The 23,858-nt window shown below is 69.2% G+C and carries 17 protein-coding genes and 1 pseudogene; 13 read left to right on the top strand and 5 right to left on the bottom strand.

Features of this window, described 5'->3' with window-relative positions; genetic code table 11:
• The first annotated feature begins 157 nt into the window (after positions 1 to 157).
• Positions 158 to 3,052, top strand: coding sequence for a vitamin B12-dependent ribonucleotide reductase (locus IH50_RS0132590; protein ID WP_030870588.1), 2,895 nt, complete (start codon positions 158 to 160; stop codon positions 3,050 to 3,052).
• A gap of 97 nt (positions 3,053 to 3,149) precedes the next feature.
• On the opposite strand, the gene IH50_RS0132585 is transcribed toward IH50_RS0132590, so the two are convergent.
• The gene (locus IH50_RS0132585; protein WP_030870586.1) at positions 3,150 to 3,683 is read right to left on the bottom strand and encodes a TerD family protein; all 534 of its coding nucleotides are present in this window, start codon (positions 3,681 to 3,683) and stop codon (positions 3,150 to 3,152) included.
• A gap of 157 nt (positions 3,684 to 3,840) precedes the next feature.
• Between IH50_RS0132585 and IH50_RS0132580 the strand changes: the two genes are divergently transcribed.
• The 3 genes from IH50_RS0132580 to IH50_RS0132570 all read left to right on the top strand — a co-directional run bounded on the left by IH50_RS0132580 (position 3,841) and on the right by IH50_RS0132570 (position 6,172).
• Positions 3,841 to 4,446 carry a YdbC family protein gene (locus IH50_RS0132580; RefSeq protein ID WP_078914180.1) on the top strand — a complete coding sequence of 202 codons (606 nt, stop codon included), beginning with the start codon at positions 3,841 to 3,843 and terminating at the stop codon, positions 4,444 to 4,446.
• 127 nt (positions 4,447 to 4,573) lie between these two features.
• A complete protein-coding gene (locus IH50_RS0132575) occupies positions 4,574 to 5,251 on the top strand; it encodes a histidine phosphatase family protein (RefSeq protein ID WP_030870582.1) in 678 nt (225 codons plus the stop codon).
• A 12-nt stretch (positions 5,252 to 5,263) separates the two neighbouring features.
• On the top strand, positions 5,264 to 6,172 hold the full coding sequence (locus tag IH50_RS0132570) for an ADP-ribosylglycohydrolase family protein (protein ID WP_030870580.1): 909 nt from the start codon (positions 5,264 to 5,266) through the stop codon (positions 6,170 to 6,172).
• 300 nt (positions 6,173 to 6,472) lie between these two features.
• Here the strand turns inward: IH50_RS0132570 and IH50_RS0132565 are convergent, their stop codons facing one another.
• A complete protein-coding gene (locus tag IH50_RS0132565) occupies positions 6,473 to 8,020 on the bottom strand; it encodes an MFS transporter (protein WP_030870578.1) in 1,548 nt (515 codons plus the stop codon).
• Between the two features lie 185 nt (positions 8,021 to 8,205).
• Between IH50_RS0132565 and IH50_RS0132560 the strand changes: the two genes are divergently transcribed.
• The 3 genes from IH50_RS0132560 (at position 8,206) to IH50_RS0132550 (ending at position 10,280) form a co-directional block, all read left to right on the top strand.
• Complete coding sequence (locus tag IH50_RS0132560; protein WP_030870577.1) at positions 8,206 to 8,829, top strand: TetR/AcrR family transcriptional regulator; 624 nt, start codon at positions 8,206 to 8,208, stop codon at positions 8,827 to 8,829.
• An 82-nt stretch (positions 8,830 to 8,911) separates the two neighbouring features.
• Complete coding sequence (locus tag IH50_RS0132555; RefSeq protein ID WP_030870575.1) at positions 8,912 to 9,613, top strand: ribonuclease HII; 702 nt, start codon at positions 8,912 to 8,914, stop codon at positions 9,611 to 9,613.
• A 67-nt stretch (positions 9,614 to 9,680) separates the two neighbouring features.
• Positions 9,681 to 10,280, top strand: coding sequence for a hypothetical protein (locus tag IH50_RS0132550; protein WP_078914179.1), 600 nt, complete (start codon positions 9,681 to 9,683; stop codon positions 10,278 to 10,280).
• Between the two features lie 234 nt (positions 10,281 to 10,514).
• Here the strand turns inward: IH50_RS0132550 and IH50_RS0132545 are convergent, their stop codons facing one another.
• Entirely contained in the window at positions 10,515 to 11,129 is a 615-nt protein-coding gene (locus IH50_RS0132545) for a hypothetical protein (RefSeq protein ID WP_030870571.1), read from the bottom strand.
• A gap of 210 nt (positions 11,130 to 11,339) precedes the next feature.
• Positions 11,340 to 13,118 (bottom strand): annotated as a pseudogene (locus IH50_RS0132540) (helicase-related protein); the annotation flags it as partial.
• A gap of 918 nt (positions 13,119 to 14,036) precedes the next feature.
• Between IH50_RS0132540 and IH50_RS43630 the strand changes: the two are divergent.
• From IH50_RS43630 to IH50_RS0132510, 5 genes are all read left to right on the top strand, one after another.
• Complete coding sequence (locus IH50_RS43630) at positions 14,037 to 14,699, top strand: DUF3800 domain-containing protein (RefSeq protein ID WP_107062207.1); 663 nt, start codon at positions 14,037 to 14,039, stop codon at positions 14,697 to 14,699.
• A 176-nt stretch (positions 14,700 to 14,875) separates the two neighbouring features.
• Positions 14,876 to 17,107 (top strand): hypothetical protein, encoded by a 2,232-nt coding sequence (locus IH50_RS0132530; protein WP_158801351.1) that lies wholly within the window; start codon positions 14,876 to 14,878, stop codon positions 17,105 to 17,107.
• 303 nt (positions 17,108 to 17,410) lie between these two features.
• Complete coding sequence (locus tag IH50_RS0132525; protein WP_030870559.1) at positions 17,411 to 17,809, top strand: hypothetical protein; 399 nt, start codon at positions 17,411 to 17,413, stop codon at positions 17,807 to 17,809.
• 665 nt (positions 17,810 to 18,474) lie between these two features.
• Positions 18,475 to 18,786 carry a CU044_2847 family protein gene (locus IH50_RS0132515; RefSeq protein WP_030870552.1) on the top strand — a complete coding sequence of 104 codons (312 nt, stop codon included), beginning with the start codon at positions 18,475 to 18,477 and terminating at the stop codon, positions 18,784 to 18,786.
• Positions 18,783 to 19,604 (top strand): S1 family peptidase, encoded by an 822-nt coding sequence (locus tag IH50_RS0132510; RefSeq protein ID WP_030870549.1) that lies wholly within the window; start codon positions 18,783 to 18,785, stop codon positions 19,602 to 19,604. The genes IH50_RS0132515 and IH50_RS0132510 overlap by 4 nt, the downstream gene beginning before the upstream one ends.
• A gap of 485 nt (positions 19,605 to 20,089) precedes the next feature.
• On the opposite strand, the gene IH50_RS42190 is transcribed toward IH50_RS0132510, so the two are convergent.
• Positions 20,090 to 20,383 (bottom strand): hypothetical protein, encoded by a 294-nt coding sequence (locus tag IH50_RS42190; protein WP_199822177.1) that lies wholly within the window; start codon positions 20,381 to 20,383, stop codon positions 20,090 to 20,092.
• 306 nt (positions 20,384 to 20,689) lie between these two features.
• Between IH50_RS42190 and IH50_RS0132505 the strand changes: the two genes are divergently transcribed.
• Positions 20,690 to 23,554, top strand: coding sequence for an AfsR/SARP family transcriptional regulator (locus IH50_RS0132505; RefSeq protein WP_030870546.1), 2,865 nt, complete (start codon positions 20,690 to 20,692; stop codon positions 23,552 to 23,554).
• The last annotated feature ends 304 nt before the right edge of the window (positions 23,555 to 23,858 follow it).

Genomic DNA, 23,858 nt, shown 5'->3' with positions numbered 1-23,858 from the left:
CCGGCCCCGCGCGGCAGACGCGGGGACCGGCCGGGCGGCGGCGATGAGAAGACCTGTTGCGGGCAGGCGAGCAGGTGCCCGCAGCACCAGACAGAACACCGTGCCACGGGAACAATCGGGGCACTTCAGGGCGTTTTCGCCCGTACAGGGAGGCGGCATGACAGAGACGGCGAGCGGTCCGGCACGGAGTCCCCGAGCCAAGAGCAACAAGGCCGGCAAGGGACTGCGTATCGAGCGCATCCACACCACTCCCGGAGTCCACCCGTACGACGAGGTGGCCTGGGAACGCCGTGACGTCGTCATGACCAACTGGCGCGACGGCTCGGTCAACTTCGAGCAGCGCGGCGTGGAGTTCCCCGACTTCTGGTCGGTGAACGCGGTCAACATCGTCACCAGCAAGTACTTCCGGGGCGCCGTGGGCACCCCGCAGCGCGAGGTGAGCCTCAGGCAGCTCATCGACCGCATCGTGAAGACGTACCGGAAGGCCGGTGAGGACCACAAGTACTTCGCCTCGCCCGCCGACGCCGAGATCTTCGAGCACGAGCTGGCGTACGCCCTCCTGCACCAGATCTTCAGCTTCAACAGCCCCGTGTGGTTCAACGTGGGCACGCCCCAGCCGCAGCAGGTCTCCGCCTGCTTCATCCTGTCCGTCGACGACTCCATGGAGTCGATCCTCGACTGGTACAAGGAAGAGGGCATGATCTTCAAGGGCGGCTCCGGCGCCGGCCTGAACCTCTCCCGGATCCGCTCCTCCAAGGAGCTGCTGTCCTCCGGCGGCAACGCCTCCGGCCCGGTCTCCTTCATGCGCGGAGCCGACGCCTCCGCCGGAACGATCAAGTCCGGCGGTGCCACCCGCCGCGCGGCCAAGATGGTCGTCCTCGACGTGGACCACCCGGACATCGAGGACTTCATCGAGACCAAGGTCAAGGAAGAGGAGAAGATCCGCGTCCTGCGCGACGCGGGCTTCGACATGGACCTGGGCGGCGACGACATCGCCTCCGTCCAGTACCAGAACGCCAACAACTCGGTCCGCGTCAACGACGAGTTCATGCAGGCGGTCGAGCAGGGCGGCAAGTTCGGCCTGCGCGCCCGGATGACCGGCGAGGTCATCGAGGAGGTCGACGCCAAGGCGCTCTTCCGCAAGCTCGCCGAGGCCGCCTGGGCCTGCGCCGACCCGGGCATCCAGTACGACGGCGTCATCAACAACTGGCACACCTGCCCCGAGTCCGGCCGGATCACCGCGTCGAACCCGTGCAGCGAGTACATGCACCTGGACAACACGTCCTGCAACCTGGCCTCGCTGAACCTGATGAAGTTCCTCAAGGACGACGGCCAGGGCAACCAGTCGTTCGAGACCGAGCGCTTCCAGAAGGTCGTCGAGCTGGTCATCACCGCGATGGACATCTCGATCTGCTTCGCGGACTTCCCGACCCAGAAGATCGGCGAGAACACCCGCGCCTTCCGTCAGCTCGGCATCGGCTACGCCAACCTCGGCGCCCTGCTGATGGCGACCGGCCACGCCTACGACTCCGACGGCGGCCGCGCCCTCGCCGGCGCCATCACCTCCCTGATGACGGGTACGGCGTACCGCCGCTCCGCCGAACTCGCCGCGATCGTCGGCCCGTACGACGGCTACGCCCGCAACGCCGAGGCCCACCAGCGCGTCATGCGGCAGCACGCCGACGCCAACGGCACCGCCGTGCGCATGGACGACCTGGACACCCCGGTGTGGGCCGCCGCCACCGAGGCCTGGCAGGACGTGATCCGCGTCGGTGAGAAGAACGGATTCCGCAACGCCCAGGCGTCCGTGCTCGCCCCGACCGGCACCATCGGTCTGGCGATGTCCTGCGACACCACCGGTGTCGAGCCCGACCTGGCGCTGGTGAAGTTCAAGAAGCTGGTCGGCGGCGGCTCGATGCAGATCGTCAACGGCACCGTCCCGCAGGCCCTGCGCCGCCTGGGCTACCAGGAGGAGCAGATCGAGGCGATCGTCGCCCACATCGCCGAGAACGGCAATGTGATCGACGCCCCCGGTCTCAAGCAGGAGCACTACGAGGTGTTCGACTGCGCCATGGGCGAGCGCGCCATCTCCCCGATGGGCCACGTCCGCATGATGGCCGCGATCCAGCCCTGGATCTCCGGCGCCATCTCCAAGACGGTCAACATGCCGGAGACGGCGACCGTCGAGGAGGTCGAGGAGATCTATTTCGAGGCCTGGAAGCTGGGCGTCAAGGCGCTCGCGATCTACCGCGACAACTGCAAGGTCGGCCAGCCGCTCTCCGCGAAGACCAAGGAGAAGGAGAAGGCCGAGGTCACGGAGAAGGCCGAGGAGACGATCCGGGCCGCGGTCGAGAAGGTCGTCGAGTACCGCCCGGTCCGCAAGCGCCTGCCGAAGGGCCGCCCCGGCATCACCACCTCCTTCACGGTCGGCGGTGCCGAGGGCTACATGACCGCCAACTCCTACCCGGACGACGGTCTCGGCGAGGTCTTCCTGAAGATGTCCAAGCAGGGTTCGACGCTCGCGGGCATGATGGACGCCTTCTCCATCGCCGTCTCGGTGGGCCTCCAGTACGGCGTGCCGCTGGAGACGTACGTCTCGAAGTTCACCAACATGCGCTTCGAGCCGGCCGGCATGACGGACGACCCGGACGTGCGGATGGCGCAGTCGATCGTCGACTACATCTTCCGCCGCCTGGCGCTGGACTTCCTGCCCTTCGAGACGCGCTCCGCGCTCGGCATCCACTCCGCCGAGGAGCGTCAGCGTCACCTGGAGACCGGTTCCTACGAGCCGTCCGACGACGAGGTCGACGTCGAGGGCCTGGCCCAGTCGGCGCCGCGGGCCCAGGAGCTGAAGGCGGTGGCCACGCCGAAGGCCGGGGCGGAGGCGGCCAAGCCGGCCCCGAAGCAGGCCCACACCAGCGCCGAGCTGGTCGAGATGCAGCTGGGCATCCAGGCCGACGCCCCGCTGTGCTTCTCCTGCGGTACGAAGATGCAGCGCGCCGGTTCCTGCTACATCTGCGAGGGCTGCGGCTCGACCAGCGGTTGCAGCTGACGCGGCTGACACCCCCGGGCACCGCCCGGGGGTGAGCAACGGCCGAGGGCGGTGGCGCCGGAACACCGGCACCACCGCCCTCGGTGTTCCTCGCGGGTCAGGCCCGGCGCGACGCCCCCATCGCACGGGCGAAGTCCGCCGGATCGCCCTCGAACCCCTGGACACCGGGGCGGAACTCCCAGGCTCCCGAGCCGTCCCGGACGAATTCCGCGACCGTCGCCGCCGTGGCCCCGAGGACACCGCCGAAGTCGTCCTCGGCCAGCACGGTGTAGCCCTCGCGGACGCGCAGACCGGGGTTACCCACCCCGGAGAACGTCCGCCGCCCCTGGTGCTGTTGTATGACGACGCCGACCACCACGCGCGCGTACCGCTGGTCGAGCCGGTCCAGCTCCAGCGTCATGACCTCGTCGTAGCCGAAGCCCTGGCCGTCCTTGCTGTCCCGGTTGAGCGTGATGGTGCCGTCGGGGGAACGGCTGTCGAAGTGCACCACGTAGGCGGGAGCGCCGTGCGTCCCGCCCGCCGGATAGGGCGCGGCGACGAGGTCCAGGTCGGTGGAGGGCTGACCCGACGGACTCGGGTCCCACCTCAACGCGATCTCGACCTTGCGGATGCCCTTGTTGAGGCCGTTCACCAGTCTTCCCCTTCCCCGTGACCGTCCTGCCCGCTCACCCCGATGGCCGGGAAATCCCGGCGGGTTGTCCATCCTGCCACGCGCGTGGCGACGGACGACGGTAAGCAGTCACTCCGAGGGTGACCGGTGCCACCCTCCCTGGCCTTACGATGGCGCGGTGCTGGTCAAGTGGATTCGCTGCACCGTGGTGGACCGCCGCGGGTTCGAACGGGGGCAGCGGAAATGGGCGGGGCTTCTGGGGGAGCCGGGGTTTCGCGGGCAGGGCGGAGGCTGGAGCCGGGGGCGGCCGGACGTGGCGCACATCTTCTCCTTCTGGGAGAGCCGTGCCTTCTACGACTCGTTCATGGCCCGCTCACACGACCGGCTCGCCTCGGCCCAGTCGGGTACGTTCAAGGACGCCCAGGTCAGGCTCTTCGACCACCGCTTCGACGTGAAGACCGGCTTCGAACCGCGTTTCACGGACGCCGACCTGCTCAGGGTGGCGCTGTGCCGCGTGCACGAGGAGCGGGCGGAGCACTTCGTACTGATGCAGGAGAAGGTCTGGAACCCGGCCATGGCCGGCTCGCCCGGCATGGTCCGGGGACTGTTCGGAGAGGCTCCGGGGCACGAGTTCCTGGTGCTGTCGATGTGGCGTTCGGCCGCCGAGCACGGCAAGTACCGCACCGAACGGGTGGAGCGCCTCGCCCTGCGGGCGCAGACGGAGGCCGACGTCGCGGCCCTCGCGGGGGACATCGTGGAGATGGAACCGGCCTGGACGGTCTGATCTCCGGACGCGGAACGGTGCGTAACGGCGTGACGCGACGTGCGGGACGTGCGGGACGTGTGTGACCTACGCCGTACGGGGCCCGCACGGGTGCTCGTCCGGCCGTCACCCGATCTAGGGTTTCGGCATGGTACGACCACGGCGCATCGTCCTTGTCCGACACGGTGAATCAACGGGCAATGTTGATGACTCCGTCTATGAACGCGAACCCGATCACGCACTGGCCCTGACCGAGCGGGGCAGACTGCAGGCGGAGGAGACGGGAGAGCGGTTGCGGGAACTCTTCGGCCGTGAGCGCGTCAGCGTCTACGTCTCCCCCTACCGCCGCACGCACCAGACACTGAGTGCCTTCCGGCTCGACCCGGAGCGGATACGCGTGCGCGAGGAACCGAGGCTGCGCGAGCAGGACTGGGGCAACTGGCAGGACCGCGAGGACGTACGTCTGCAGAAGGCCTACCGGGACGCCTACGGGCACTTCTTCTACCGGTTCGCCCAGGGGGAGTCCGGAGCCGACGTCTACGACCGGGTCGGCGGCTTCCTGGAGAGCCTGTTCCGCAGCTTCGAGGCCCCCGACCACCCCCCGAACGTCCTGATCGTCACCCACGGCCTGGCCATGCGACTGTTCTGCATGCGGTGGTTCCACTGGACCGTGGCGGAGTTCGAGTCACTGTCGAACCCGGGGAACGCCGAGATGCGGATGCTCGTTCTGGGGGAGAACGGGAAGTACACCCTTGACCGGCCTTTCGAACGCTGGCGGGATCCGGAGCCCTACGGGATCACGGATGGACAGAGGGGCACCGGATAGAGTGGCAGGGCGATGACCGCTGATTCCTCTCCCGCCGGGCGCCTGGACCGCGCCCTGGCCAGCCTGCGCGGCGTGTCCGTGGGGGACGCGCTCGGTTCCCAGTTCTTCGTGCCGGTGAACTATCCGCTGCTCAAGCGCCGTGAACTGCCCCCGGCACCCTGGCAGTGGACGGACGACACGGAGATGGCGTGCTCCGTGGTCTCCGTCCTGGCCGCGCACCACCGGATCGACCAGGACGCCCTTGCGCGGTCCTTCGCGACGCATCACGACTTCGACCGGGGCTACGGGCCCGCGGTCAACCGGCTGCTGCGGCTGGTCCGCGAGGGCGGTGACTGGCGGGAACTCGCCGCCGCGCTCTTCAACGGGCAGGGGTCGTGGGGCAACGGCGCCGCGATGCGGATCGCACCGTTGGGCGCCTGGTACGCGGACGACCCGGAACAGGCCACCCATCAGGCCGAGATCTCCGCCTATCCCACGCACCAGCATCGTGAGGCCGTGGTCGGTTCCATGGCCGTCGCGGCGGCGGCCGCGCTGGTCGCCGCGCCCGGCGGGCCGCCCGGCTCGGAAGCCCTCCTCGACGGGGTCATCGCGCTGGTGCCCGCCAGGAGCGCGGTCGGCGCGGGGCTGCGCCGGGCCCGGGACATGCTCGACTACGCGGACGCGGCCACCGTCGCGGCCGTGCTCGGCTGCGGACGGCGTACGACGGCGCATGACACCGTGCCCTTCGCACTCTGGTCGGCGGCCCGGTCCCTGGGTGACTACGAGCGGGCGTTCTGGACGACCGCGCAGGTGGGCGGGGACGTCGACACGACCTGTGCGATCGTGGGCGGCGTGGTCGCCGCCGAGAAGGCGGGGGCGCCGCCCGCCGAGTGGGCCGACCGGGTCGAGCCCCTGCCGGAGTGGATGCGGGCCACGGTCTGAGGCGGAGACCGGGCGCCGCCTCGGCCCAGGGCGGAGTTCGGAACTCTCTGTGCATCGCGGGAACTCTCCGTGACCGTCCGCTCGTTCTCGAGACATCCGCCGTGTGAGGCATGAGGCCTGACACGTGTAGATGAGTCCGGGGTGCGGGAGTGGTGTGCGGGAGAGGCCGTGGTGGTGACCGTGAAAGCGTTGCTCGGGGTTCTGCTCGCCCTGACGGGGACGGGCCGGCCGGGCGTTCGCCGGCCGCGTCTGAAGACGTCGGCCGGCGAGCCGCCGGGCCGCACCCGTGGTGTTCCCTTCTCAGCCCATGCCCGGTCCGGCCGAGCCGGACAGTGCCTCCAGGTCGCTCTTGCGGACCCGGATGACGAACCACGCGGTGGCCAGGGCGAGTACGGCCATCGCGGCGGCCGGGACGAAGGCCGTGGAGATGCCCTCGGTGAGCACTTCGTGGCCCCAGGGGGCGGGCAGTTGCTGCGTCTGGGCGAACTCCGCCTTCTGCTGCACCGTCCCTTCCGCCAGGAAGCCCGGGATCTGCTTCTCCGCCTCGTCCTTGCTGGCCGTGCCGAACACCGTCGTCAGGAGGGCCAGTCCCACCGACCCGCCCACCTGCTGGGTGGCGTTGAGCAGCCCGGACGCGGCGCCGGCCTCATGCTGGGCCACGCCGGAGACGGCGGTGAGCGTCAGCGTCACGAAGTTCAGTCCCATACCGAAGCCGAAGACCAGCATGGGGCCGAGGATGCCGCCGACGTACGAGCTGTCGGAGCTGATCAGCGTCTGCCAGGCCAGTCCGACCGCGGCGAGCCCCGACCCGACGAGCATGAACGGCTTGGGGCCGAACACGGGAAGGAAGCGCTGAGACAGGCCGGCCCCGAGCGCGATCACGACCGTCACCGGCAGGAAGGCGAGACCGGCCTCGATCGGGCTGTACCCGAGCACGTTCTGCACGAAGAGGACGATGTAGAAGAACATGCCGAACATCGCCGCGGCCAGGCTGAGCATGATCACATACGTGCCCGCGCGGTTGCGGTCGGTGAACATCCGCAGCGGGGTGATCGGCTCCTTGGCCCGGGACTCGATCAGCGCGAAGGCCACCAGCAGGATCACGGCGGCCGCGAAGGAGCCGATGGTCAGCTCGTCCCGCCAGCCTTCCTCCGCCGCGCGGATGAAGCCGTAGACGAGGGAGGCCATACCGGCCGTCGAGGTCACCGCGCCCGCGATGTCGAAACGGCCGGTGTGCCGCTCGGACTCGTTGATGTACATCGGTGTGAGGACGACGATCAGCAGGCCGATCGGCACATTGACGAAGAGCACCCACCGCCAGTCGAGCCACTCGGTGAGCATGCCGCCCGCGAGGAGGCCGATGGCACCGCCGCCCGCGGAGACCGCGGCGAAGATGCCGAAGGCGCGGTTGCGTTCGGGTCCTTCCGGGAACGTGGTGGTGATGAGCGCCAGCGAGGTGGGCGAGGCGATGGCGCCGCCCACGCCCTGCAGGACGCGCGCGGCCAGCAGTTGCCACGGCTCCTGGGCGAACCCGCCGAGCAGCGAGGCGAGGGTGAACAGCAGGATGCCGGTCATGAAGACACGGCGGCGGCCGAGGATGTCGCCGGCCCGGCCGCCGAGCAGCAGCAGGCCGCCGAAGGTCAGGGTGTAGGCGCTGATCACCCAGGTGAGGTCGGTGGTGCTGAACTCGAGAGCGTTCTGGATATGCGGCAGCGCGATGTTCACAATCGTCGAGTCGAGGACCACCATGAGTTGGCAGGCCGCGATGACGGTGAGCGCGATGCCGGGACGCCCGTCCCGGCGGGCCGCACCTGGCTTCTGGGTCTGAGTCAAAGGAGAGGTTGTCACTATGGGTTCCCCACGAGTGCGTCAGTGAACGCTCGCGTTCACTGTTGCGTCAACGGTATGAGTCCCCGACAGTGAACGCAAGCGTTCACTGAATGCGTTGTCGCTCGGTGCGTCCCCCTCAGTCGCCGCGCGGCGCGTGTTTCATCCCTGAATGTCCGCTTACTCTGCTCGTTGGAGAGAGTCAGATGGTTTCTTCGAGCTGGGTGGCCGCCCAGGACCGGACGGCCGCCTCCCGCCGCCGCGGTGCCGTACTGGAGCGCGCGATCCTCGACGCCGCCCTGGAGCAGCTCAGTACGGTCGGCTGGAACGGCCTGACGATGGAGGGCGTCGCCGCGGGCGCCCAGACCGGAAAGGCCGCCGTCTACCGCCGCTGGCCGTCCAAGGAGGATCTGGTCGCGGACGCGCTGCGGGCCGGACTGCCGCAGTTCGACGAGGCGCCGGACCTGGGCAGCGTGCGCGAGGATCTGCTGGACCTGTGCCTGAGGGCGCGCGACGCGATGTTCTCCCAGCCGGGATGCGCTCTGCGTTCGGTGATTTACGAATGTGACACCCTCCAGGCCGAGCGCTTCCAGGCCGTCATCCTCGACGGGGTCGTGGAACCCACCCTCAAAATGCTGCGCGCCGTGATCGAGCGTGGGATAGAGCGGGGGGAGGTGCGTGCCGACGCGGCGAACGGGTATGTCTTCGACGCCATTCCGGCGATGATGATGTATCGCTCGAAGATGTGCGGCAGTGAATGGCCGGACGTCGATCTGGAGGAGATGATCGACCAGTTGATGGTGCCGCTGCTGCGGCCGGCCGGCTCCTGACCGCGGTTTCCCCCGAGCCGCCGGCGCCGCTCGGGGACCGGGGTGTCGCGGGCCACCGCGGGCGGCGTACGCTAAGGGCGCCATGCCGTACGAACCACCTACCCACACCGTCGAGCGCTCTCTGCGCGCCACGACCGGGGCGAAGATCGTTGCAGGTGTCGACGAGGTGGGGCGCGGCGCGTGGGCCGGCCCTGTCACCGTCTGCGCGGCGGTCACCGGACTGCGCCGGCCCCCGGGGGGTCTCACCGACTCCAAGCTCCTCACCGTCAGGCGGCGCACCGAGCTCGCCGAGACACTGCGGAGCTGGGTGACCTCGTACGCCCTGGGGCACGCCTCTCCCGAGGAGATCGACGCCCTGGGGATGACGGCCGCGCTGCGGCTGGCGGCGGTGCGTGCGCTGGAGGGGCTGCCGGTCCGGCCGGACGCGGTGATCCTCGACGGCAAGCACGACTATCTCGGCACGCCCTGGAAGGTCCGTACGGTCATCAAGGGCGACCAGTCGTGCGTGGCCGTCGCGGCGGCCTCGGTGATCGCCAAGGTTCAGCGCGACAAAATGATGGCCGAACTGGGCGTCGACCATGCAGACTTCGGTTTTGCGGACAACGCCGGGTATCCGTCGCCCGTGCACAAGGCCGCACTGGAGGTCCGGGGGCCCACCCCGTACCACCGGTTGTCGTGGGCGTATCTTGATGCGCTGCCCCAGTGGCGGCATCTCAAGAAGGTCCGCAGCTTGACGGAAGGGCGCGTTCCGGAAATCGAGGGTCAGCTCGGCTTCGATTTCTGACGGACCGCTCGCACTCATGTGCCACCCGGCGGCGCGAGCCGTACCAACGTTTGATAAAAATCAACCCATGCCTCTCATTCCCGAGGAGCCTCAGATTCACGAGAGTGCCCAGGGTCCCCGCACCGCGCCGACCCCCCGCCCCGTACCCGGTCCCCGCCCCGCGGCTCCGTCGCGTCCCGGTCGTCCCGGCCCGCCGCGGCCCGCGCCGCCGGTGCAGCGCGCGCCGCGCGACGCGGCCAAGCCCGTTCCCCCGGGCCCGTCCGCGCCCGCGGCGGCCACCCCGCAGCTCCAGTTGATCCCGGCCTCGGCCCAGGGGGCGCTCGACGCCGCCGAAGAGGCCGTTGACCTGCTGCTGGACTCGGGTCGCGCCCCCGGCGACGTGCTGGTGATCACCACCGGTGACCCGCACCCGTGGGCCACCCACGAACTGTCCTTCGGCGAAGCCTCCTACTGGGCCCAGCACGACGCCGGTGACGACGTCTTCTACGCGGACGCCAAGGCCGCCGAGCGCGCCGGTGCGCGCCCCGTCGTCGTGGTCGCCGTCAACGGGGGCCCGGAATCCGCGGCCGCCTCCGCCCTGTCGGTGGCGCACGCCCGGGCCGGCACCCTGCTGATCGTCTGCGGCGACCCGCAGCGCATCAACTCGGTGCTGGGCGCGGGCGTCTGAGCCGTCACCAAGGCGTCCGGCCGGACGCCGCGACCGCGGCGTCCGCACGACCGGGGACTCGGCGTGCCCGGGACCGGAGAGGCCGGCGCTCTCGCGTCTTCGCCGACTCGGTACCGGGCCGGGTCCGGCGTCGCGTGGACGCGCCGCGCCGTGGTGCGGCCCGCCCCGCACCGCCATGCGGGCCCCCGCACCGCCATGCGGGTCCCCGGATCGTCCGGGCGGCGTCCCGTGACGTCAGCGTGCCGCCGCGCGGCGCAGAACCTCCGACGCGGCGCCACCGGTGCGCGGTATCCGGGGCGGTGCCGCGGACGTGGCGAACGGTTCCGGCGCCGAGCCGGCGCTGGGATGACGGCCGCCACGTCCCTCGCCGAGGACCTGCCACCCGTCACGGGTCAGCGTGATGTACGCACCGCAGCGCAGCCCGTGCAGGGTGCAGGCGTCCCGCAGCCCCCACATCCACGCCCCGTCCTCCTCCGTCCAGTGCGCGTCGCCGTCACGGCAGTAGAGCAGCACGGCGGTGCGCACCGGGGTGCGGCGGCGCAGGTCGTGCGGGATCACCCGGCGCAACTGGGACAACAGCACATTGCGGAGCAACCAGCCGTCCGCGGAGGCGGTATGCCGGGTGAACGACGCGCTCGCCCGCACCCGTTCGTCCGGATCGAGCACGGCGACGACCGCGGTCGCCGGACCGGGACGGTGCCGGGCGTGCAGTCCGCTGACGATCTCCCGCGGACTGCCCAGCAGCGGGATTCCCGCGGCAGCCCACTCCGCGGGTTCGAGCACACGATGGGCGGAAGCGGCGGACGTCGACAGCGATGCCGCCGAGGACGGAGCGAATCCGAAGGTCACGGTCCTCCCTTCGGCTACGCCCGGACTGCGGGCGGGGTCGGATTCGGGGAGCGCACGCAACAGAGCCCTACCTGATCGGCGGGCGAGCCGTGCGGGTGCGTCCTTCGATTCTTCCTGTCGAACTTGGATGCGGCAACGAGCAATTGACGCAGCGGCCCGGTATCGGATGTTCCACGGCTAATATCCCCACCCGCTGGGGGGTTCGAACCATCAGCCCTGTACGGCCAGCACCAGCGGCAGCACACCCTGTGCACCGGCCCGCCGGAGCAGGCGTGCCGCGACCGCGAGGGTCCAGCCCGTCTCCGTGTAGTCGTCCACGAGGAGAACCGGGCCCGGCGCCCCGGCCAGCGCGGCGGCGAGGCCGGCGGGCACGGTCAGCGCCCCGTCGAGGGCCTTGAGGCGCTGGGCGCTGTTGCTCCGGGAGACGGAGTGCGCCTCGCCCGTGTAATCCACCGATCCCAGCAGCGGCAGCCGCCCGATCTCCGCGATGCGCGCCCCGAGTGAGTGGATCAGCTGGGGCCGGCTGCGGGAGGCGAGGGTGACCACCCCCACCGGCCGCGGCTGGGGGTCCGCCGCTCCCGGAGCCCAACCGCCGGGCCCCTTGGCCCAGTCGGCCAGCACCCCCACCACGGCCCGGGCGACATCGTCCGGCACCGGTCCGTCCGGTGCCTGCGGTGCGAACATCGGACGCAGCCGGTTGCCCCAGCCGATGTCCGACAGACGCCCCAGCGCCATGCCCCGAGCCGCCTGTTCCCCCGCCGGAATGCGCCCCTTGAGGTCCATGCCGATCGCCGGGAGCCCGGTGGGCCACATCCGCCGGGGCTCCACCTCGACGCCCGCCCGGCCGAGGTCCACGCGGGCCGCCTCGAGGGCGGTCGAGGAGGCTTCGGGGGTGTACCGCGCGCCCGCGCAGTTGTCACAGCGTCCGCAGGGCTTGGCGCCCTCGTCGTCCAACTGGCGCTGCAGGAACTCCATCCGGCAGTCCGTGCTCGCCGCGTACTCACGCATCGCCTGCTGTTCGGCCTTGCGCTGGCGCGCCACCCACGCGTACCGCTCGGCGTCGTACGTCCACGGCCGCCCGGTCGCGATCCAGCCGCCCTTGACCCGCTTCACCGCCCCGTCCACGTCGAGCACCTTGAGCATGGTCTCCAGCCGGGAGCGGCGCAGCTCCACCAGCGGTTCGAGGGCCGGCAGCGATACGGGCCGGTCGGAGTGTGCGAGGACGTCGAGCGTACGGCGCACCAGGTCCTCCGAGGGGAAGGCGAGCGACGCGAAGTACTCCCAGATCGCCTCGTCCTCCTTCCCCGGCAGCAGCAGCACCTCGGCGTGCCGGACACCGCGCCCGGCGCGGCCGACCTGCTGGTAGTAGGAGATGGGGGAGGAGGGTGAGCCGAGATGCACCACGAAGCCCAGATCGGGCTTGTCGAAGCCCATGCCGAGCGCGGAGGTGGCGACCAGGGCCTTCACCTTGTTGGCGAGCAGGTCCTCCTCGGCCTGCTGCCGGTCGGCGTTCTCCGTCCTGCCGGTGTACGAGGCGACGGTGTGCCCGCGCTGCCGCAGGAAGGCGGTGACCTCCTCGGCGGCGGCCACGGTGAGCGTGTAGACGATCCCCGAGCCCGGGAGCTCGTCCAGGTGGTCGGCGAGCCAGGCCATCCGGTGCGCGGCGTCCGGCAGGCGCAGCACGCTCAGGCTCAGGCTCTCCCGGTCCAGCGGGCCCCGCAGCACCAGCGCGTCCGACGAGCCTCCCGTGCCCAGCTGTTCCGCGACGTCGGCGGTGACACGGGCGTTGGCGGTGGCGGTGGTGGCGAGGACGGGCACGCCGTCCGGGAGGTCGGCGAGCATGGTGCGCAGCCGGCGGTAGTCCGGGCGGAAGTCGTGCCCCCAGTCCGAGATGCAGTGCGCCTCGTCGACCACCAGGAGCCCGGTCGCGGCGGAGAGCCTGGGCAGCACCTGGTCGCGGAAGTCGGGGTTGTTCAGCCGCTCCGGGCTACGGAACGGGGAGGGCATTCAAATTCCAGGCGGAAGTGCAGCCCTGACCTGGGTAAACGAGCCGGCTGAGGAACTGCAGGGGGCGAGTGATCGGCCCCTGGAAGCCCTCGACGGGTGGGTGGCGGGCGCACTCTTCGCGGCCACACCGAGGGCGATGGCGAGGGCCTGTCTATGGGTCCTGATCTGCCGATCGAGTTCGTCCCTGCGCTCCCGTGGGCCGTCACACTGGGCAACCGATGGCTCACTCTGGCAGCCGGCCCCAGCCTTGAGCCGGTCGGCGTTGCCGGTGAGGTGGGTGGCCTGGGCAACGCCGGCGCTCTCCATCGCGATGGCGACGGCCTCGTTGTAGTGCGTGTGGAGGTGGCGCGATCGCGGATTCGGGGTCGGCAAGGACGACGTCCCCGACGGTGATCGGCTTGAAGTGGGCCTTGCCGCGTAGGGCGTGGAGGGCCTCCTGTTCCAGGCGGTGAGAGGAGGTCCTGCTGTACAAGCTCTTCCAGCAACTGGACGACCGGACCTGGGCGTTGCGGATGATGAAGCTCTGGACTGCCGCCGGAGCCCTCGCGGGAGAATGGGGGCATGGTGCTCAAGTCGGCCCTTGAGTAGTAAAGTTGACGCTGTAAAAGGTACGGGTCTAACCTGGCCAGGTACGAGCCCTTCATTACCTCGCGAAACAGCAGGCGGCAGAAGGCCGAATGCCACTCGGGCACTCTGACTGGCGGACCTCACAGACTCGTTGAGTCTAAGCAGGCCACCGAGGAAGAACTCGAGGAGCGCGGTGGTGGAGAGACGCAGCGCGTATCGCCCGAATCCAATGCCCAGCCGTGTCGCAACCCGGCTGGAGCGATCAGTTCGAAGCGGTGCAGCCGCATATTGTCCTGATCACGTTCGGATTCGAGCGAAAGGCCGGGAACAGCCATCAACACCCGTCAGCCGGTCGACCATACCTTCTACGTCGACGAATCCGGCATCCCCAGCACCGGCCTCGCGCTCTACACCGCACTCGGTGTTCCCACAGGGCGTGCTCCCGAAGTCCTTCGTGCCTGGCGAGACCTACGCGATCAGTGGCATCGCGAGTACGGGGTACCCACCGACTTTGAACTGCACGCGACCAACTTTCTCTCCGGCCGAGGTCGCCCGGGCGGCCTCAACCCCGCCAAGATCGAGCGGTACCGCATGGCCCAGGCGGCCCTCGACGTCATTGGCGCGCAGCCTTCGCTCAGCATCGTGACCGTCTACACCGAGGAGCCTGCGCACTGGGGCAGGGCAAAGCGGCAGGCGTACGAGGGATTGCTCCGTCACCTCGACCGACGGCTGGCCGAGGTCGGTGAACGAGCTGCGCTGGTCGTCGACGGGGATGGCTCCGAACGCCTCTACGAGCAGGTCCATCGGCAGGTGGGCCCTCGATGCATCCCGCTCCCGGCCGCCGAAGTTCCGGCACACATCTCAGCATTGATCCAGATGGCCGACGTGGTGGCTCACAGCGCATGCCAGGCCATCGCGCGGCAGCACTCCAGGAGGTTCATGTGGAGCTGGTACAGCCGGCACCTGCCGAAAGCCCCTGCCCCGGAACGGTGCTAAGCCGGACAGCTGTATGACGAAACCCCGGCTAGAAGCCGGGGCTCGTGTAAGCAGACCTGGCGCGCGCGATCCGCGCGGCCCTGACTGCACTCTCCAGTCTAACGGCCAGGGCAGCAACCAGCCAGTAGTGCCATCGACCGATCTTTGAATCTCGGCAGGCTTTTGAAAGGAAGAACATGTCCGATGCCAACGAATCCCAGGTTCAGGGCGGAGAAGGAGTGGAGGGCGCCACTCAGTCATCCAGCCTCGTGACCCCGACGAGCGGCCCAGAAACGATCTCGTTCCGCTTCTCGGGTGAGGAGTTCACGGTCTCGGGATTCGAGCGGACACTCCCAAGTCCCTCCAGTGCCGCTGAACGCTCCCAACTCGTGAAAGCGGGTTTGGCGGCGGACGGCGCTTCGCTCGACGAGGACGCATGGCACGCCGTGGCTCGCGCCATCATTTCGCCCGAAGCGGCGGCAGCCCAGCTGCGCTCTCCCAAGGGGCAGGCGTCCGCGCTGATCGAGGAGCACGTGGAGGGAGCAACGCTCCGCTCGCTCCACACCAGAGTGTGGCTGACCGAACTGTTTCCGGGACATCAGCCGCGGACCAGCCAGGGAGCGCTCCCCGTCGACGACCCGGAGGTTTACGGCGACGTGGACGAGCACGGACGACCCTACGCCCGGGTCGTCTATCGCTACCGCGACCGCAAGCATTTGCACGCCCACCTCGCACAGACCATCGAGCAGACCCGGCACGCCAACCCGAACCCCTATGACCGATCAATCCTGGCCCGTCGTATCACTCGTGCCGTCATTGCCCACCCATGCCGGCTCGAATTCGCCGACGGCAGCGAACACATCGACGTACTTGCCGTGCGCGACGGCATCACCCGTGTGACCAGCGCATGGGCTCTCCTCACCGGGGGAGAGGCACCGTACGCCGACGACATCGCCGCGACCGCCCTCGAAGTCCTGTCCGCAGAGAAGCCGCAGCGACGCGGCGCTGCGGAGAAAGCACTCAGCCAGCGTATGGCGCTCGGCCGACAGGAAGCACTCAACGGCTTCCTCGCCGAATTCCAGCGCGGAGTGAACGAGGCGCAGCCGACGGATCGCTCGGTGCGCCTCGGGCAGACCCTCGTGGTGCCCGCTCAGATCACGGTAGGGGTTCACCGACACGGATCGGCTGGACTCTCCGCCGAAGAGGTCTTCGACGACGCAGTCCGCTCCATCCTCGCCTCGATCCACGTCGAATTCCGGCATTGGGAGGCAGCAGCGCAGAACGTGGAGGTTGGTACGCGGGCGATCAGCCGTGTCCGCCTCCCCGGACTGCCGCAGAACAATCTCCTGGATGGCATCATCGGTCTCGCACTCGGACGCCGGAAGCCCGCGGATCTGCCGGACATCTTCCACGACGGCAGCATTCCGGGAACGCCTCTGTGGCGGGCCGTCTACCTGGTGCACTTCCTTACCCGGCCCGACGTCTTCGAGCAGGTCAAGAAGTTCGCCAAGGACATCAAGGGCACCAGCAAGATGAAGACCTCCGGGTACGCGGAACTTCTCGGACCGGTCATTGACCTTCCCTGGCGGGGCTACAAGGCGGGATCGCTTCAACAGGCGAGGAATGCCTGGGCGAACGGTGGAGTACTCACCAAGGGCGTTATGAGCGACTGGCGGCCCGTCCCCACGGCGGACTTCACCGAACTCGTCAAACAGGCGTTGAACGGTAACGACAGCGCGCGGCAGACACTCGCCGTGGCGGGAGGAATCGCCCTCATCGCGGACAAGATCATCACACGCAACGTCGGCTCAGCGGTGGGCAGGACCGTGCCTTTCCGCGCCAACACGGACCAGATCATCGCCGGGCTCGCAGACTCTGAGGAGGGTCTGTGGACCCTCGCCTTCGCGGCCCGTGCCTTCGACGCCGAGCGGGAATGCCTCAATTCCTTCACCGATACGCAACTCCTGGCGCGCAACACGGCCACGATGTACTCCATCCCCGCAGTCGACCTCACAGCCGAGGACAAGATCCGCAAGGACGCGGGCGGCGTCGCCGCCGAACCTCTCGACCAGTGGCGTGTCGTGACCGTCTCCGACCCGGACAGGGCGCGCGAGGCGGAAGACAAACGGAATGAGCAGAAGGAGGACGATTCCTCTGAGCAGTCGGTTCCCGATCAGTTGGCAGCCGAGCGGCGCGCCCTACGCCAGGCCGTGGCCGACGCGAGGCAGGCGGTGAAACGGCTGATGAGTCTTGCCGATGCTCCCGAGGCGCGAGCCACCACTGTCCACCCGTTCGGATCACCCGACGAGCTGGACCGCATCATCAAGGAAGTACGCAAGCTGGCCGGGGAACTCCTCGTAAACCCCCAGGCTGCGGATCACGAGGACGATGAGCAGGAAGAGGACGAGGATATCGACGACGTCGAATAGGCCGCTTCCGCGTCGCCCGCCGGGCAGGACGGCAGCCACGTACCAGCCTGGCTGTCGCGGTACGCGGTCCTGGACCCGGGCTCCGCGGTCGCCACCCGGCACTTCGACTTCCACCAGACCGAGGACGCGTGAACTATCAACGGCCGCCCCTTCCGCGTATCGGAGGTCCTTGCCCGGCCCCGGCTCGGGACCGTGGAGCGCTAGCGGTTCGTCTCTGTTCGCCGCCGCAGGCATGACCGCGCACCGAGTTGGGGAGGGGGTGGAGCGCACGCCGTCCCACGGCAAGAGGAGGGGAAGTCGCCGATGACCAGCGCGGAGCGGATCCGCAAAGCAGCAGAGCTGGCCCAGACTGCCGAAAGCCGGTTCGGCCAGGACCAGATCACCCATACCACCGGCGAAGGATTGGCCGCCATCGCCAACGCCCTGATGGCCCTCGCCGGGCCACCGGCCTCTCCCACCGTCTGGCTGGAAGTCGGCACTGGCACCACCTCCTCCTGGATCAGATCCGACGACATCGTCGGCGCCCGGGTGCGCCAGACAGCGGGGGACGAGGAGCAGTTCTTGCTCGAGATGTTTGTGCGTGGCCTGGCTACTCCCGATGAGTGGCTGCTGGTTGCCCAAGGTTCCACGGAATGGTTCGAGCTCAACGCCGCCGAAGAACTCCTCACTGCCCTGGAAAGCTCACCGCGAACAGGACGATGACTATCCCGCGGTCTTCATCAACGTCCTCGGGGAGAAGGACAACAGCCTCACTGTCGATAGGAATTAGCCAGGTAGGTAGTGCCGCAGCGGCCCTCAGATACAGACCTTGCAGGGCCACTCTTCGGCGTCGGGTTCACTGACCCTGCTGGAAGGCGAGCGCGTCAGGGTGGTTGGTCAGCCACCAGTGACACACGTAAACCACGTCGGCGCGGTGGCCGGCGTCTCCAACGCCCCCAGTCACCGGCGTGGCTGGCGACGCCGCGGTCCTGGCCGTCTGGTTGGCCGCGCTCGCCGCTGCCGCCGACCACTTCCCCGCGTCGGTTGTCGGGAGCATGGCAATACCCTTGAGTCCGTGCTGGCAGCGGGCTTTACCGAGATCGGCGTTCTACGGGTCTGGCGTCTTCCGGATCATCGCGGCCCGCCGACCTCGCCGCTGGGCTCAACCACGCCCGCACCCATCCGCAGGCCGGCGGCGCGCTGATCCTGCGCCGGGTGCCACCAGCGCACTAAACCGCCACACCGCGGCTGGACCAGTTCCCCCCAGCCTGGCCCCATAGACCGGATCTTGCGTGTGCTGAACGGGTCGCGGACTCGGCATCTCGCTGGCTACGCTTCCAGCGGGACTGAGAACCAGTGCCACCCGCACCTCACCAACAGGGAGACACATGGCGGAAGTTCGAGTCGAGACCGTGCCTCTGGATGCCATGGGCAGCCGCCAGATCTCCAGTCGCACACGGTCCAGTGCTTCCTTGGGTGACCGTGCCGCAGAACTGGAGGAGGCCATCGTCCAAGCCTCGGCCATCGCCCAGCAGTCCCTCTCCCAGGTGCCGCGCCGGGACGGGTGGCAGGTGTCGAGCATGGACGTCACGTTCGGACTGACCTTGGCCGCAGAAGCCGGAGTCATCTTGTCTAAGGCGTCAGCCGAAGCTTCGTTCGAGGTCACTCTCACTGTGGAGCGGGTCGCGGAGACGCCGTGACCAGCACAAGCTACTGGGTCGAGATCTTCGAGTCTGAACAGCGCCTCGGAGGTGGTTTTCTGCTGACCCGTCGCTATGTGGTGACCGCACTTCATTGTCTACGGAGCCTCGCATCGCTGGACGAGCGCGTGGACATCGTTCTGGCCGACGGCAGCCGACTCGAAGGCCAGGTGTGCCGCCGCGACAAGGACGCTGATCTGGCCCTGATCATGATCTCCACCGTGCACGAAGTTAGGCTGCCGATACCTCAGGCCGGCGTAGCTCACAGCGGAGACGAGTGGCACAGCCCGTACCGTCCCGGCGCATCCGAGGTGCATCTCAGAGGACAGGTGGACAGTGGCACGGCGGAGTACCTCTGCGAGGGGGGCGCAGTCATCCAGGCACTGCAACTGACAGCGCACCAACTCCTTGGCGACTACTCCGGGTACTCCGGCGGACCAGTCGTCAGAGGCGTTCCGGAGGAGCGTGAACCCGTGATCGTGGGGATCCTTCTAGAACAGGCCCCGGACCGGGCCGAGGCCAACCGCGCGGCCAACGTCCTCTTCGCCGCCACCATCGGAGAAGCCTTGCGCCGCTTCGATCAGTTCGACGTGGGGCATCTGATGGACGTGCTGTACCCAGCCGCTTCGCCGTCCCAACGCGCCGTAAACACTGATGAGTTGACAGTAGACTCAGCCGCCGACACGGCGGAGACGTGGTTCGACCGCATCGACGAGTGGTCGCAGCGCCGGGTTTTCGACGCCACCCAGATCGCCGAACTCAAGTTCATGGCCGCAAAAGCGGCCATGGAACGTCAACTGGGCGGTGGTGGGTCATGACCGACCTGTGGCAGCAAGCCATCACCAGCGCCGAACGCGCTCTTCGTGGCGACGCCGCGGCCCGGTTGAGGGCGTCAGTGGCCGTGGTGAAGCTACACGCAGACCCTGATCCGCTTCTGCGACCGAATCTCGGCAGGGATCTTGCCTACCTGACGTCGCTGCTCGAGGCTCTGGGCCTGCTGGACCAATCACGCACCCTGCTCGAACACGTGGTCGCCCGTATCCGCTCGGATCCGAAGTCCCTCTCGCTGCCTGGGGACGTGAGGAACGAATTGGCGGCCGTCCTCGCGGACCGTGGCCTTGTCTCTGCCGCGGTCACCGTTCTGTTGCCGGCCGTCGCTCTGGGGGTGAATGACGACCGGAACCCGGCCGCAACCCGGAGCTTGGCCAACCTATCAGCGGTCAAGCTCCGCCTGGGCGATCTCACAGGGGCCACGAGCGCAGCCGAAGAGGCACTGAGCCTCAGTGCCTCCAACGACTCCCTCCTAGAACGGCTGGAAATCGAATTGCTGGCGAAGTCGGTGCTGGCGGAGGCCGTCCGCCAGCATGGACACCACGCCGAAGCGGACGACCTGGTCCACTCCTTGGCCCACACGGCTCGACAGCTGATTCACCTGCTCGGCAGCAGCCACACACAGTCGCTCGCCGCGCTGATCACCCTGGCTCGCGCCGAGTTCAGGTCGGCGATGGCGGCCGACGACCGCGAACGATGGGAGCGTGCCGCCGACGTACTCGCTGTCGCAGCGCAGAAGGCGTCGGCGACGCTCGGACCCCGCCATCCTCTGTCGCTCTCCTCTCTGGTGAGTCTCGCCACCACAGAGTTCGAGGCGGCGCAAGCCCTGGGCGATGAGCTTCGCCTTGACGGAGCGCGGGCCATGGTCGTGGCCGCTGCCCGACGTTCCGCAGGGGAACACGCCGGTACGGGGGCGACGCCCTTGCCGCCGCCTTCCTCGGCCCGAGCCGAGACAAGCGGACGACCGCCTGTTCGCTCGACCGTGCCGGAGGCGCTGGTAGGCGTACCGCATGCATCGGAGCATGGGGGTCCCAAGGAATCGGCGGCGCTCCGCTTCAGTGTGCTCGGCCCGGTGCGCGCCTGGCGCGGGACGGAGTCCTTGCCTACCGGGTCCCCGCAACAGCGGGCCTTGCTGGCGACGCTGCTGCTTCGCGAGGGCCGTACGGCTACGGCGGGAGAGCTGATCGGCGCGCTGTGGGGCGAGGAGCCGCCGTCCCAGGCACTGGCGGCGGTGCGGACGTACGCGTCGCGGCTGCGGAAGATCCTTGGCTCGGAGGTCCTAGTCAGCGAGTCGGGCGGCTACGCGATCCGCTCACTCGGCGAGGGGGCGCTGGACCTCGCCCTGGCCCAGGAGTTGGCTGCGGATGCGGAGCGAGCAAGGAGTACCTGGGACCTGTTCCAGTCGCGAGCACTGCTGAACAAGGTGCTGAGCCTGTGGGACGGCGAGACGCTGGCGAGCGTTCCAGGGCCGTACGCGGAGACGCAGCGGACGCGCCTGGAGGAGTGGCGTCTCCAACTGCTGGAGTCACGCCTGGACATGGACCTCGAACAGGGCTGCCACGCGGAGGCGGTCTCGGAACTGACGGCCCTGACCGCAACCCATCCCCTCCGGGAGAAGTTGCGCGAGCTGCTGATGCTGGCGCTGTACCGCTCGGGTCGGCAGGCGGAAGCCCTGGCCGCCTACGCGGACACCCGGCGGCTGCTGGCGGACGAACTGGGCGTGGACCCACGGCCCGATCTGCAGGTGCTCCAGCGGCGCATCCTGCAGGCGGACCCGGGCCTGGCGGAACCCTCGTCCCCACTGCCCCCGGAGCCCGCGGCGGCCCCGGATCCCCCCGCCCAACTCCCGGCGGTGGTGGCCGACTTCACCGGCCGGGCTTCCTTCGTTACGGAAGTGGGCGATGTGCTGGCCTCCGCCGAGGGCCGGGTCGTGGCGGTGTCGGCGCTGGCCGGCATCGGCGGTGTGGGCAAGACGACGCTCGCGGTGCACGTGGCGCACCAGGCCCGCGGAGCGTTCCCCGACGGGCAGTTGTATGTGGACCTGCAGGGCGCCGGGGTACGGGCGGCGGAGCCGGAGACGGTGCTGGGGATGTTCCTGAGGGCACTGGGTACCGCGGACTCGGCGATCCCGGACTTGCTGGAGGAGCGGGCGGCGCTGTTCCGGTCGGTGCTGGACGGGCGCCGGGTGCTGGTGCTGCTGGACAACGCGCGTGACGCCGCGCAGGTGCGCCCGTTGCTGCCGGGCACCGAAGGCTGCGCCGCACTGATCACCTCACGGGCCCGGATGGTGGACCTCGTCGGGGCCCACCTGGTCGACCTCGACGTAATGTCGCCCGAGGAGGCCCTTCAGCTCTTGACGAAGATCGTGGGCGCGGAGCGGATGGCGTCGGAGAGGGAGACGGCGCTGGACGTGGTGGCGGCGTGCGGCTTCCTGCCGCTGGCGATCCGCATCGCGGCCTCTTGCCTGGCCGCCCGACGGACGTGGGCCGTCTCGGTTCTCGCGGCGAAGCTCGCGGACGAACGCCAGCGGCTGGACGAGCTCCAGGCCGACGACCTCGCGGTCAAGGCGATGTTCGAGCTGGGCTATGGGCAGCTGGAGCCGGCGCAGGCGCGGGCCTTCTGCCTGCTGGGCCTCGCGGACGGGCCGGACATTTCACTGGCCGCGGCCGCCGCCGTTCTGGACATGCCGGTCGAGGAGACGGAGGACCTGCTGGAGTCGCTGGTCGACACCTCGCTGCTGGAGTCGGCCGCTCCGGGCCGGTATCGCTACCACGATCTGGTCCGGCTCTACGCGCGTGCGTGTGCGGAGCGGGACGAGCAGCCGCCCAGCGAGCGGGCCGACGCCATGTCCCGCCTGCTGGACTTCTACCTCGCCACGGCGTCGGGGGTCTACGCGATCGAGCGGCCCGGGGACCGGCTGGTGGATTACCTGGAGCCGACGGAGTACGCCGGGCTGGAGTTCGACGAGGGCCCGGCGGCCCTCGACTGGCTCTACAACGAGGCGGCTTCGCTGCTGGCCTGTGTCCGGCAGGCCGCGGGCACGGACAGGCTGCGGCGCGCTGTCGACCTCCTCTGGGCGGCCCAGGACCTGACCCAGTCGGGGGCCAACTCCCATCAGTACGAGACGACGGCAAGGGCGATGTGCGAGGCCACCGGGGTCTCGGGGGATCTTCGTGCGGAGGGCAGGGCCCGGACGATCCTCACCGACGTCCTCCTGGTCTCCGGCCATATCCAGCAGGCGGAGGAGGAGGCGCGCCTCGCCATGGACCTCGCGACCTCCGCGCACGACACCGCCACCATCAGCTGGGTGGCCAACAACCGTGGACTCATCTGCCTGCTCCAGGACCGGCCCGCGGACGGCAAGACCTATTTCAACCACGCCGTCGACGGATTCCACGCGCTGGACAACCGGCCGTTCGAGGCGATCAGCCTGTGCAACCTCTCCCGCGCCCACCTGGGGATGGGCAACACCGCCAAGGCGGTGGAGATCGCGCAGCGCGGTGTCGCCATCCACGCCGAGTTCGGCGGGACGGTACGCCTGGCCCACGGCCACTACGTCGTGGGCGTCGCCCTGCTCAGGGCCGGCCGGCACGCGGAGGCGCTCGGCCACTTCTCCGAGGCGCTGGGCATCCGCCACGACCACCGGCAGCGGCTCTGGGAGGGCACCATCCACTTTCGCATCGCCGAGGTGCACCTGGCCGCCCGTCGGCCCGCGCAGGCCGCCCAGCACGCCGAACAGGCGCTCGCGCTCAGGTGCATCGGTGGTGACCGCATGCGGGGCAACGTCCTGACGCTGCTCGGACGCGCACTCTCCGAGTTGGGGCAGGTGGACCGGGCCAAGGCTTGCTGGCGTGATGCTCTGAACCTTTTTGAGCAGACAGGAAGCGTGGAAGCAGCCGAAGTGCGTTCCCTCATCGCACCAGGAGTCAGCGCCTGACCCACCTTGCTGATACGGCCAGGCCGCCCTTGCCCTCGGCGGCCACGCATGGGAGCGTGCCGGACAGATCAGGAACGGGGTCATCAAGGGCCATCGCGTCGGCATCTCGGAACCCAACTGGACGTCTTCTGAGACCACTCGCGGCGAGCACCTGCATCGCACCGCCTACCAGGACTCCGTCCCCACCCCACTAGATCGGGCCGCACTTAGCTTGACGTTTAACCCCGCGGGTCACTCGTCCTGCTGACCTGCGGTTCTTCACGGGACAGCGGAGACGGCCGTTCTCCACGCTTCGAGATGTCGA

The sequence above is a fragment of the Streptomyces sp. NRRL S-37 genome (assembly GCF_000721605.1).
Taxonomy (GTDB): Bacteria; Actinomycetota; Actinomycetes; order Streptomycetales; family Streptomycetaceae; genus Streptomyces.
This window is presented reverse-complemented; position numbering and strand designations above follow the sequence as displayed.